Annotated in this window: 12 protein-coding genes; all 12 read right to left on the minus strand. The window is 33.5% G+C overall.

Going from position 1 to position 13,155, the window contains the following annotated elements; translation table 11 throughout:
* Positions 1-75: 75 nt before the first annotated feature.
* Positions 76-2,040, minus strand: a complete 1,965-nt coding sequence (locus BUA98_RS10385; RefSeq protein ID WP_072972123.1) for a T9SS type A sorting domain-containing protein — start codon at positions 2,038-2,040, stop codon at positions 76-78.
* Positions 2,041-2,070: 30 nt separating this feature from the next.
* Positions 2,071-2,802 (minus strand): outer membrane beta-barrel protein, encoded by a 732-nt coding sequence (locus BUA98_RS10390; protein WP_072973265.1) that lies wholly within the window; start codon positions 2,800-2,802, stop codon positions 2,071-2,073.
* 14 nt (positions 2,803-2,816) lie between these two features.
* The gene (locus BUA98_RS10395) at positions 2,817-3,518 is read right to left on the minus strand and encodes an outer membrane beta-barrel protein (RefSeq protein WP_072972126.1); all 702 of its coding nucleotides are present in this window, start codon (positions 3,516-3,518) and stop codon (positions 2,817-2,819) included.
* A gap of 265 nt (positions 3,519-3,783) precedes the next feature.
* Entirely contained in the window at positions 3,784-4,887 is a 1,104-nt protein-coding gene (locus BUA98_RS10400) for a fatty acid desaturase family protein (protein ID WP_072972129.1), read from the minus strand.
* A gap of 174 nt (positions 4,888-5,061) precedes the next feature.
* Positions 5,062-5,904: a DUF4249 domain-containing protein gene (locus BUA98_RS10405; RefSeq protein ID WP_072973267.1), complete on the minus strand. Its 843-nt coding sequence runs from the start codon at positions 5,902-5,904 to the stop codon at positions 5,062-5,064.
* Positions 5,905-5,909: 5 nt separating this feature from the next.
* Positions 5,910-8,522, minus strand: a complete 2,613-nt coding sequence (locus BUA98_RS10410; protein WP_072972131.1) for a TonB-dependent receptor — start codon at positions 8,520-8,522, stop codon at positions 5,910-5,912.
* A 98-nt stretch (positions 8,523-8,620) separates the two neighbouring features.
* Positions 8,621-9,466 carry a FecR family protein gene (locus BUA98_RS10415; protein ID WP_072972134.1) on the minus strand — a complete coding sequence of 282 codons (846 nt, stop codon included), beginning with the start codon at positions 9,464-9,466 and terminating at the stop codon, positions 8,621-8,623.
* A complete protein-coding gene (locus BUA98_RS10420; RefSeq protein WP_072972137.1) occupies positions 9,448-9,687 on the minus strand; it encodes a hypothetical protein in 240 nt (79 codons plus the stop codon). The genes BUA98_RS10415 and BUA98_RS10420 overlap by 19 nt, the downstream gene beginning before the upstream one ends.
* 46 nt (positions 9,688-9,733) lie before the next feature.
* Complete coding sequence (locus tag BUA98_RS10425) at positions 9,734-10,255, minus strand: RNA polymerase sigma factor (RefSeq protein WP_072972139.1); 522 nt, start codon at positions 10,253-10,255, stop codon at positions 9,734-9,736.
* A 327-nt stretch (positions 10,256-10,582) separates the two neighbouring features.
* Positions 10,583-11,404: a phospholipase A gene (locus BUA98_RS10430; RefSeq protein WP_072972142.1), complete on the minus strand. Its 822-nt coding sequence runs from the start codon at positions 11,402-11,404 to the stop codon at positions 10,583-10,585.
* A gap of 253 nt (positions 11,405-11,657) precedes the next feature.
* The gene (locus BUA98_RS10435; protein WP_056194237.1) at positions 11,658-11,849 is read right to left on the minus strand and encodes a cold-shock protein; all 192 of its coding nucleotides are present in this window, start codon (positions 11,847-11,849) and stop codon (positions 11,658-11,660) included.
* A 302-nt stretch (positions 11,850-12,151) separates the two neighbouring features.
* Complete coding sequence (locus BUA98_RS10440) at positions 12,152-13,153, minus strand: NADP-dependent oxidoreductase (RefSeq protein WP_072972146.1); 1,002 nt, start codon at positions 13,151-13,153, stop codon at positions 12,152-12,154.
* Between the last annotated feature and the right edge of the window lie 2 nt (positions 13,154-13,155).

Consider the following 13,155-nt stretch of genomic DNA (forward strand, 5'->3'; position numbering starts at 1 on the left):
TATGGGGCAATCGTTTATTTTTTTTTAATTATTTCAAGATCCAATTCGTGTAATTTATTCTGAAAACAGTTTAAATTACTTCACAATAACTTTAAAAGTCTTGCTTCCAAAATCAGATTTTACAGTAACCAGATACAGACCGGCGGCGCTTTTTATAACCTCATCATGCAAATACGTTTCTATTTGTGTGAATTGTTTTTGTTGTATAAGGGCTCCGGTTGGCGAATAGATACTGATTGTTGCATTTGTCTTTGTTGGAAATTGCATCGCCACAGAAAAATGGCCGTCAACTGTTGGATTGGGATACAAAATCAGAATGCTCGAATCCGTAATCTCTTTTCCATCTGTTGTTACTGCAAACTGGGTAGCGGTTTTACATTGCAGGTCGTTCAGTAATCTTAATTCATAAGTACCCGGCTGATCAATTAATATTTTAGGGGTATTATCTATAAAATTACCTTCATAATACCATTGGTATTCGTAATTTCCTGTCGGTAGACCAGCACTCGCGTCAAGTGTTAAAGCGTTTCCGTTCGTTAAGAGATAATCTGATTTTAGGTTTGGAAATGTTCCTTGTTTATCTGCCACAAACACAGTTTCAGCATATAAATTTCCTTTTGCATCCCTTACGACATAATCATAAGTTCCTGATGTAAGTTTCAGTCCCGAAGTGCTTTTTGCAGCCTGATTCCATTGCTTTACAATAGCCTCACTTCCTTCTTTTTTGACCGTAACAGTAAAGGGAGCTTCACCACCTTCGATAGTATAATTTAACTCACCAGATCCGGCTACTCCACAAGTGGCCTCCGTAATCCAGACTCTGCTAAACATTGCAGGTGCCACTTTGATCGTGAATTTCGTCTTACCAGATTTTTGCTTGTCCCAATTAAAATCTGTCAAAACCAATTTTTCTTTACTAGATGTGCTTGCCAAACGAATGTATTCTGAATCTTTTTCATCGTATGTTCCCTTGCCGGAATAATCTACCAACAACCAGTAGTAGGTATCTTTCGGTAATGCACTTTTAATAAAATTTGGATTAAAACTCCAGTCCAGACTTAGATCCGTTGGATTGCTAAAGTCTAACTGCCATTCTCTTGAAACTCCAACTGGCTCACCCTGTTCCTGTTTTTTGACCAGAAGATTTTTTCCATTGTCGCTCCAAAATGCAAAGAAATTATCCGGAATCGTATTTGATTTACTTTTAAGACCAATGGTCAAAAGTCCTTCTTCGGCCATATTACTGCTTTTGGGTTGTAATAATCCGCTGGCATCATCACGGCCAATTCCGGTAATCGAATTTTCAAATCCTTTATGCTGGTTGATATCCCAGATGGTTTGTCCCTGACTGTTTAAGTAGTTTTTGATATCAAACTGCGAAAGCGAAACGCCATATTTGATCGCTAAATAACTGGCTACTTTTTGCGTTTCAAGGCCTGATAAAACCCGGTTATAAACCAGAATTTCGCTGATATTTCCTTTAAATTCTTCTGGCGGAAGTTTTTCAAATTTTGATTTTTGCCCAATCGTTAATGATGATAACTTTGCAAGACTATCTGTTACGTTTTGCTGAAAAAAATGAATGTTAGCTTTATGAGGTTTAATTTTTTCCTGATACGATTGATAGGAATATCTTTTTAAATCCACCAAACGTTTATTGGTTCCAACGGCAAGTGTTTTTTGAGGGTCGTTTATAGTCCATAAAAATTGCTCTTTCAAACTATCTTTGACTTTGTAAACCATAAATAACGTTTGTTTTCTTTTACTCTCAACTCCCAAAGGCAAAGTCAGAGAATCCTGTGAAGTGTCAAAAACAATACTTGGATTAAAATTGAAAGCACTTCCATCGTGCTTTTTACCTGATATTTTAGCTTCTTTTTTTGTTAGACTTTGCCAATAATAAGCGTCACCACTATTTCTGGATTTAATCCAGTATAGCGGTTCTTCAACTAAACCGGGTAAAACTTTTTGCTGTGAAAAAATGGGATTGTTTGTCAACAAAGTCACAACAGCTGAAATCAAAATAATCTTTTTACACATAATTTCTATGTTTTAAAGGATAAGCAACGATTAGAAATTGGCTAAGTCATCAAAGTCAAAAGAGTAGCCGATAATCAATGAAATACTATTGATTTTATTTTTATTTTCGCTGTAACGGTGTCCATTTTCCTCCGTAGCCAAAGCATCCGTAAGCCCCAAAGTATATCTTGCACCAATGTTTAAATTGGAATTAAATTCATATCCTAAGGCTAACATCCCATAAAAATAATTTTTCCCCGTCAACGACTCTTTGAGCACTTTTTGCACATTGGCGTCCGGTTCAAAATAAGCACCTGAGTTTCCAAAAACTTCCTGTGCATTAGAGGTATATTTGATATTATCGCTCGCAATGTTGAAACCTACATAAGGCCCAGCCCCAATGTAAAATCCTTCAACAGGATAATATTTAAACTGGGCTCCAACATTGATATAACTATAACCAAAGGTCATTTTATATTTAAGCCCTTCGTTATCTTCATAATTCAAATCAGTACCTTGGCCGGAATAGGAAAGCTCGGTCTGAACACTGACTTTGGCATACGGATATTTCCAATTGATGACCAGACCTGCCGTGCCCCCAAACTTGCCCTCTTCTTCTAATGTATAACCTTCATAAATTCCTTTTGGAACTATCACATCTGGAAGATTAGACATTGACGAATAAATTCCACCTGCAAAAAGGCCGTACGTTATCTCTCTGTCCCCTTGCGCAAATAGTGATTTTGTACTTACTAGTAAAAGAAGTAAAATAATTTTTTTCATGTTTTTTATTGAAATTACCATTGATGAAAACTATAGCCTAACGAAAAACAAATGACACTGCTTTTGTTTTGATTTTCGATAAACTGAAACGAAGAAGAATTACTTTTGACCACATCTTTTACGCCTAAATAATAGCGCAAATCGAAGTGAATACTTTGGTGTAATTCATAACCAACTGCAAAGCACAAAGAAAAATCGTCTGCGCCGTCAAGACCATCTTTATAAAATTGTCTGGTGGCAACATCGTACATACCTCCTGCCTCATTAGACTCATAAGTAACATTATTGGCCGATAAGCTGATTCCGTAAAATGCACCAAAGCCTAAATTTAAGCCTTCGTAAGGATAAACTTTATACAAAGCCCCAAGCTGCAGATAAGCATAGTGCAGACCTAACTCAAATTCTTTTCCTGTAGTATCATGATAGTTAACGGTTTCTCCGGCTTGTCTGAACAAAATTTCAGGTTGAATGGCAACACGGGTATCGTAAAGTTTGCAGTTCATGAAAAATCCGCCTTCTAAGCCATAAGCGCCTTTGCTTTCCATTACACTGTTGTCAAAAGTGTTGTCGCGGCCTTTTATGCTTTCAGGCAAATTACTAATTTTAGAAGACAATCCACCCAACTTTAAACCGTAGGTTATGTTTGTTTCATTCTGCCCATAAAGAGCAACGTTAAAAAAGCAACCAAATATTAATAAGTGTAATATTACTTTCATCCACAAAATTTTTTGCGAATATATGTATTAATATTCAAATAACTAGCGGAATAAAATCGATTAAAATCAAAATAATCCGACGAATTGCACATTCTTACAAAAAACGACTGAAATACGAGAATTGACAAAAAAGATCTTAATTTACAATCAAATATTTTTTTGTTATGTTAAAAAAATTGAAATGAACTTTAAGGAAGGGTACTTCAAAACAAAAAAATCCACTCTGGCACGAATGGATTTAATTAAAACTTTTATAAAAAAACTCTTATATCTCCCCAGTCATCAAAATATTCTCCTGCACACCTTTCTGTTTCAGCATTCTGAAATGGGAACGTACGGCATGATAAAAAGGATAGGAAGTGTACGGAAGATCATACTCTTCAGCATATCGTTTTATGATAGGCGTAATATATGGATAATATGTATGACCAACGTTTGGAAAAAGATGATGTGCCACATGATGTGTGAAGCCGCCGTATAAGAAATTAGCCAATTTACTATCCGTACTAAAATCTTTAGTCACGATCATTTGATGCATAGCCCATGTTGCCGAAAGATTCCCCTCTTCATCTGTACCCGGAAAATGTGCGTCTTCATCAACATGCGTCGATACGAGCGCGACTACGCCCAGGGCACTACCACACATGTGCATTGCCAGCCACGCATATAAGACCATATACCAGGGCTGATTCAGTAATAACATTGGAACAAAAAGCACATACACTAAATTAATTATTTTAGCAGCAAACATTTTATAGATTTCTATGGTTGGAATTTTATCCACTACTTTTTTTACATAGTTATCTTTCTTCCCAAAAAAATCTTTAAAATCTCTGATATAAATCCAATTCAAACTGTACAAGGGATAAATAAGCCACATGTAAAAATGCTGATATTTGTGATAATTAAACAGCGGACTATTAGGGAAAATCCGGATAATATCACTTTGTTTGATATCAACATCCCAATCAGGAACATTTGGAAACGCATGATGCAGATTGATGTGGCGACGTGTCCAGAGCCAGTGATTGCCACCAAAAAGTTCCAGCACATACATAAACCATTCGTTATGCTTAGGTTTTTTAAACAATGCGCCATGCGCAGCATCATGAAATGCATTTATAAAAAGTACGATCATAGTAATACCGCACAAAATATAAAAGAGAAATAATAAAGGTGTGCTGTTTCCGAAAAGCAAAATACAGGAATAAAACAAAAAGAAAAGTACTACTAGTCCTAAAGACTTAATTACATTAAACCGATACAGGGATGTTTTTTTTAAAACCGTTTCATTTACTTCCTTTCGAATCTTTTTAAAAAAATCATCAGTACCAGGTTTTACATAAACCGGGCGATTTAATTTTTCCATAATGATTAATGGCTAGAAATTCTTACATCAAATTTAATAAAAAAAAGTTAAATCGCAGTATAAGAAAAGGTTACTATTAATTAAAAGAATAAAATAATTCCAATATCAAAACAATATAAAACAAAAAAACCACTCGATTGAATGGTTTTTAGCTTTAATTTAAAATGCCGTTTCTTATTTTACTAAATAACTGACTTTATCTGCTTCGCAAAGTCTGAAATAACCAAAAGCAAAATTATTAGAATCACTTGTATTGACAATATTACCTCTAATATTTCCTGGGGGAATCGAAAAAGGACTTCCTCCATATACTTCTAAAATTAAGTTCATATAATTATAAAAGTTTTTAGAAACACCACGGTGTGTAATGTTAACCGTATTTCCCGCTTTCATTTTGTCTGAGTCTGAGTATCGTGTACTAATTTCATTTCCATTAAATAATTCATCATCTGTAAGTTCATATTCTGGAAAAAGCAGAAATTCACTTTGGTAATCCGTAAGGTAGTAGTTCGTTTCATTAGCTGGATCTTTGTAATAAAATGTAAGTTCGATCACATCTTTTCCATCAAAATCAGGAACAATCGCCTGCTCTATTTTATCAATAGGTGTTACCGAAGTCAATTTTTCTACAGCGGTGAAGCTTTGTCCTTCTGCAGTTACATAAAGTGTATAATCCATATTGATAACGGGAACAAAATTAGTACACACATAAGAACCTGGCTGCGTTTCGTTAAAAGTAAAAACATCACCATTTGTATTTTCAATTCTTACCTGAGCACCAGAAACTTTTGGTGTAGTATTATTATAATAGGGTGCGGTTTTACTAATCTTAATGGTTTGTTCATTTCCGGTTGTCCCTTTTTGCCAGATAATTTCTGCGTCTACAACTATTTTTGTTTCACCAGTTTCCAAATCAAGAGTCACTGTATCTTCACAAGATGAAAAAAACAGCACAGAAAATAAACTCAATAAAGTCAATACTTTATTTCTAAAATTATATTTTTCAATCCTTTGCATAGTCATTAAAATTTAAAATTATAAGATATACCAGGAACTATCCCAAAAATAGATAGTCTTCTGGTCTCATTCGCTCCTGTATCTTCATTTGTCGCAAATGTCATCGAAGCAGCATTTTTTCTGTTGTAGATATTATAAATACTAAACACCCAATAGCTTTGCCAGCCTTTCTTTTTATCCGGTTTAGGTGTGTAAGTTGCGGCCAGATCTAAATGATGGTAAAGTGGCAGCCGATTTTCATTTCTAAGCGAAAAATTAGGGATATTGATTCCTCCAAATTCATAATAACCATTTGCATACGTTACTGGCTGGCCAGACTGCAAAGTAAAATTGGCATTAAAAGACCATTTCGGATTGTATTGATAACTTCCTACAATATTCAAATTGTGCATTTTATCATATCCGGACAAATACCAGTCTCCATTTGCTATTCCAGGTTCTTCAGCTGTTCTGCCAGGAGTTTTTTGCTCTGCCCTTGACAGGGTATAAGAAACCCATCCTGTAAAATTACCCGTATTTTTTCTAAATAATAATTCCATACCATATGATCTGGCTTTACCGTTTAAAATAACCTGCTCTATATTATTATTGGCCAATATATCAGCTCCATCTATGTAATCAATACGATTTTGAATATTCTTATAGAACAACTCTCCTTCAAAAGAATAAGTATCATCTTTAAAATTCTTAAAATACCCTGCTGCATATTGATCCAGCAGCTGCGGTTTTGTAAAAGGTCCGCTTGGTGTCCAGATACTCATTGGTAGTGGAGACTGCGTATTGGATAATATATGAATATATTGTGCCATCCTGTTGTAGCTTGCTTTTACTGAAGTATTAGCATTAAAAGCATATGACAATGCAGCACGAGGTTCTAAATTATTAAATTTACTTATCGTTTCTCCGCTTTTGTATGAGATACTTCCTGTGGGAGTACCTTTTTCATAAATATTATACAACGGATTATAGACTACCGACTGTCCATTTTCGTAAGTACTAATTTCCTCACCTCCTAAACGATAAAACATGCTATAACGAATTCCATAGCGAAGATTCAGTTTCTCTGTAATTTGATGTTCGAAATCAAGATAAGCAGAAGATTCTAAAGCATATTTTTTATTGAACTGTTTGTAATTAAACTGCGAATCTGAACTCGTAGGCTTAACAGTACCCGGATTAAAATCATAATACTGGCCATCAATTCCGTAATTAAGCTTCAGCTTTTCAGATAATGAATGATTCCATTTATAAGTAAGTCCGTAACTTTTTATAACATTATTCCACTCAAAATTCTCTGTAGTAATGTCAAGATTAAATTTATAATCACTGTAGAAAACAGCTAAATTCGTGTTTATATTGTCTGAAAATTTATGTTTCCAGCTTACGATTCCCATTGTATTTCCGTAGGTACTCCCAAAACGATCATTTATATCGAAAACGTCATTCCCAAAATATCCTGAAAAAGCAAGTGTGTTATTAGCATTCAGCCGATAATTTAATTTAGCATTAATGTCATAAAACATAGCCGAATTATTATTATCTGCCAATTTCAAAAATAGATGCGCATAGGAAGTCCTCCCTGCCACAAGAAAAGAGCCTTTATCTTTCTGAATAGGCCCCTGTACCAATAAACGGCTTGATATTAAACCAATCCCACCATTTACTTTGTAATTTTCAAAATCACCAATCTGCTGCGTTACATCTAGTACAGAAGAAACTCTTCCCCCAAATTTAGACGGAATTCCACCTTTATATAAATCCAGTCCGCTGACTACATCTGCGTTAAAAATCGAGAAAAACCCAAACATGTGAGAGTCTCCATAAACAGGAGCACCATCTAAAAGAAGTAAATTCTGATCAGCTGCACCTCCGCGGACATTAAAACCAGAAGAAAGTTCTCCGGCATTTGTAACTCCTGGCAATGTCAGTATTGATTTTAAAGGATCCGGTTCACCCATTGCAGACGGAATCTTTTTGATTTCTTCCATAGTCAGCTTATTAACACTCATTTGAGTATTTCTTACATCAACCGCTTTAGAGGTTGTTATAATAACCTGATCTAATTGCTGACTGTCCGCTTCAATGTTAAAATCAGTTCGTACATCACCAGAAACCGTAATTTGTTTTTCCTTATTTTTAAAACCCACATAAGTAATTAAAACAGTATAGTTTCCATTATCAAGTTCTAATGAAAATTTTCCATTTGCATCTGTTGTAGCCCCAGTCGAAAGTTCTTTAATGAAAACATTAGCACCAATAACAGGTTGCCTGCTTTCATCAAGAACCTGACCCGTTAGCTTACTTGTTTTTTTAGCAGCATTTATGGGCTTTTGCTTGACAAAAATATTATTGCCTACGATCGAAAACTGAATTGGTGTAATACTATTCAGCTCATTGACAAACTGTTTTATTTCGATACCGTTATACGTCTTTTTTTTAGTAAAATATTTTCTACTTGTATCTATCTGATCGGTAAAGGCAAATTTATAATCTGTCTGATTTTCAATTTGTTTAAATAATTCTTTTAGCGTTACGGTTTTGTCTACAGTTACGGTTATGCTTTGTGAAAATACTGACCAACTGAATAAAAAAAAGCACGCTGAAATTATATGCTTCATGAAATTTTGTATTTTTGAATAATATTAAATGGGATAGCTCTTTGCTACCCTGATTATGAGGAGGATGTGTAGTTTCGCGGCTTGCATCCTTTTCTTTTCTATCGAAAAGTAATTTGCTTTAATTCATCATTTATTTCAAAGTTTAGGTTATACATTTCTGATAGTAATTGCACAATTGTTTTTAAATCTTCTTTTTTATTGATTCTAACCGTAATTCGCTGATTGCTATATTCCTGCGGAATTATCATTTTGTATCCATAATTAGCTTCAATATATGCGCTAACAGCTGTTAGTTTTTCGTTATCAAAATCAGTAAATCTGTTGAATCCTATTACCGAAGCTATTTTGTTTCCGTAAGTAAATTTTTCTCCAGGTTTTAAGATCCATTTTTGAGTCTGGTCTTTTACATTCATCTGAACACTTCCTTCATAAAGCTGTACTATTACACCACTTTTTTCTTGTCCTGTTACAGTAAAAGAAGTTCCTAGTACTGTTGTCGTCGTCTCATTACAGAAAACCTGAAAAGGATGTTTTTTATCTTTTTGAACTTTAAAGTAAGCCTCTCCATCCACCTTAATTTTTCTGTTACTTTCAAAATTATTCGCATAAACAATTTTAGAATACGGACTTAATTCAACCCTGGAATTATCAGGTAACAAAACAGTTTTTACTTTTGAAGTAGTATTTTCAACAACATTTGAAGCCACATAAATAGTATCCTGCAAAGGACTGCTCTTAAAATAAATTCCTGTTCCTATAAGTCCACAAATTAAAATTGCAGCGGCAGAAGCATAATAACGCCAAGCCTTAAATTTTCGTTTTTTTGAAGGAAATGCTTCAGATTGAAATTTCTCCCAGGAAGCTTCCTTTGTATCATCAGAATGTGAAACAGGAATTTCTCCCCAAACTTTTTTCAATTCTTCTTCTATTCTTTTGTCATCCATTTTTTTGGAGTGTTAAGTTTTTGACAATAAAAACCCTGCTTATTGAAAACACCATAAACTAATTCCTTAATATCTCTGCTGGTTTCAATTTTTAAAATATGATTGTGATCTTCTAAATCAAATTTCATTTTACAATCAGAAATAACGAACTGCAAAAGAATTACAATAAAGTTTGCATCTTCTTTCGTTCTAACGTCAGTTTTATAAGACTCAATACGCATATTTATGTTTCGTTTTTATATATAACAAACGAAAACAAAAAAGTTCCTAATGGTCTTCGATTTTTTTTCGAATAAATTTACTGGCAAGATAAATATGATTGGCAATGGTCTTTTCAGAAAGATCCGTCATAGCCGCAATCTCCTTATAGCTAAGGTTTTCCAGTTTATGTAAAGTAAATATTTTTTGCTGTTGCTCAGGAAGCTGATTTATAAAGCTGTGTAATTTTTCTCTTCTTTCTTCAAAAACACCAGTTTCTACAGTTTCTTCGACCATTTCAACTTGCGAAGAATCAAGTTGTATTATTTTATTCTCGCGATTAACATGATTAATGATGATGTTCTTACAGATCGTGAATAATTGTTTATCAAACAAAACATCTTCATTAAGCAATTCTCTTTTATTATATAATCTCAAAAAAGTCTCCTGAACAAAATCTTGCGGGGTAAGAACCGTAAAATTAAAGCGTCTGGCAATATTTATAAGTTTATCGTAGTACTGCAAATAAGCTTCTTTGAAAGAAGCTTCATTACCTTTTTTTAAACTTAGTATAAATTTTTTATTGTCCATCCTAATATAACCATTAGTCTTAACTCAATGCTCAGAATAATATTGCCTTTAAGTTGATAGCTGAAGATTCACTTAATAAGTTATGACTACAAAGAACTGAATTTTTTATACCAAAATTATCTAATAGGAAAAATATAATTTTAAAATTTTGTAATCTTAACATCAACTCTTTATAAATTCTATTGAGAAAAAAGTGTCCAATTAAAGAAATTAGAAACCGAACTATCTTATTAAGTAACTAAAAAAGCGTTGTTTAACAATCATAAAAAGCCACTCGATTGGAGTGGCTTTTTTGGAATCTAATTGGGTAAAATTCGAATATTTATTCTAAAAAATACCCATATTTTCAGGCTTTATAGTAAATCCAATACGTATCATATTTTTGTGTTCCTGATAGTCGATTAAACTTTCAGTATAACCTATAAACCATTGAAGGGTGAGATAATAATTCTCATTTTTATAAGGCCTCCAGTTTAGCTGTGTCTGTAAAGAGCCATAATTGATAAGACCACTTCCCTTTCTAAAAAGAATGTCAGCACTCCATCTTCCTGGTTGTATCTGATAAGTTGCGCTAGCTTCTCCATATCCTACATATTTCGTAAGTTCAGGATTATCTTCTTTATCCACAATCGGAATCCAGCCTCTCAACCCGACAATCCATCGTGGTGAAATTTGCGATTTTAAAGAAAAAGCAAGCATATTCCAGGTTCTAGAATAAATGGAATCTCTACCGTTTGATTCGTGTTCTAGCGAAATTGTTCCGTAAGTAAGCCTCCCTCCTTTTAAATAAAAAGGGCGAACTACTGCTACTCCCGGATTAAAATTAATTTCTGAAAATGGTTTTGAACTCGCATAAATATCCCAAAAGGCTTTTTGAGTATACATCAAATAAGGGAAAAAACCACCCCACAAAGGTTTTGATTTCAGTCGCAGTTTAAAACTTATCTGGTATTTCACATCCGCAGAATTGCGATCGATAGGCTCATCCAAAGGTACTCCCGTTAAAAAATAATTGTCCTTATGAACAGAAAAACTAGGTTCCTTTAGTAGTGAATCTGCAGCCCGAAAATTTTTCTTCTCTTCTAAAATTTGCGAATTGGATTGAAAAGAAAAGAAAATCAAACAAAGGAATAGATATTTGAAATGCATTTATAAGGATTAAATTGGGGTTATTTTTTAAACTTTATAAATGTCTATTAATTTAATGAAGGGTATTGACTCAATAAAAATGAGATTTGTCTCAATCAATCATTAGTGAGTTAAATTTATTAATAGATTATTTTCTCTTAAAACAAAGCAGCCTTATTTATAGTTCCAGACCAACTAAATAAAATCAATTTTGGGAATAAAAAAAAGCATCGGCCATAGGCGGATGCTTTATACTTTTTGTAAAGAAGTAGTATTAAGCTACAACTACATTTACTGCATTAGGTCCTTTTTTACCTTCTGCTACGTCGTAACGTACTTCATCATTCTCACGAATGTTTTCTGATAGACCAGAAACATGAACAAAGATTTCACTTCCTCCATTTTTTGGTGTTATAAATCCAAAACCTTTTTCTTCATTAAAGAATTTTACTGTACCTTCTTGCATATTAATAATTATTTGTTGAGCGTAAATGTAAGACAATTAATAGTACCATACTGAAAAAGAATCACTTATATTTCAAATAAAAAAATATTTTTAAATATAATAAACAATTCCAATTCAAAACAAGCATTTGGTTATGGTCTAAATCAGTTAAATCCCATTCCCAAATTTAAATCATAATTGATTTTCCTTTAAATTACATATAGGGCCACAATGAATGAAATTACAAAATTTCATTTATAACTATTTGTAAATTAGATACTCATTTCAAATTGGAAGTTTATCATCAATCTTTTAAAAAACTCTTATTTGACTCTAATAACAACTTTTCCTTTGGCTCGCCCGCTTTCTACATAAGATAAAGCTTCATTTGTCTCTTGAAAGGAAAAGACTTTATCAACTGTTGGCTTAATTATTTTTGCTTCTATAAGTGAGGTAATTTCGCTTAATTGCTGCCCATCTGCTCTCATAAATAAAAAAGAATAATCGACATTTTTATTTTTGGCTCTTTTTCGAATACCTGAACTTATTAAAGAAAGAATTATTTTTACAAACCAGGGTGCTTTAATTTCTTTTGCAAAATCTGGCGTTGGAGGACCTGAAATCGAAATGAGTTTCCCTCCGGATTTTAATATTTTTAGAGACTTCTCAAGCGTTTTTTGATCCTGACTATTCAAAACAACATCGTAATTACTCAGTCTATTTTCGAAATCGCTATTTTTATAATCAATAACAACATCAGCTCCAAGTTCTGTTAGGAAATCAAAACTTTTGGCACTTGCAGTAGTAGCAACTGTAGCCCCAAAATATTTTGCTAACTGAATTGCAATTGTCCCCACTCCTCCAGAACCCGCCTGAATAAATACTTTATCTCCTTTTTTAATTTGTGCCCTTTCAAGCAAGACCTGCCAAGCCGTTAAAGCCACTAATGGAATAGAAGCTGCCTCTTCCATCGAAATATTTTTAGGTTTAAGCGCAACCTCTCTTTCATCGATTACAATAAACTCGGCAAATGTACCAATACGATGATCTGCCGGCCGAGCGTAAACTTCGTCACCAACTTTAAACTTTTTTACATTTTTTCCAACTTTCGTAACAATTCCTGCTACATCGTGCCCTAAAATTAATGGCAATTTGTATGGCAGGATGAGTTTAAACTCGCCCGTTTTTATTTTAGAATCTAAAAGATTGACTCCGGCTGCGTAAACATCAACCAGAACATCAGTATCTTTTACTTCAGGAACAGGCATTTCGGTAAGTTGCAAACTTCCTTTTTTACTATATTTATTAATTATAAATGCTTTCATTT

Origin of the sequence: Flavobacterium saccharophilum, from assembly GCF_900142735.1 — a bacterium.
Taxonomy (GTDB): Bacteria; Bacteroidota; Bacteroidia; order Flavobacteriales; family Flavobacteriaceae; genus Flavobacterium; species Flavobacterium saccharophilum.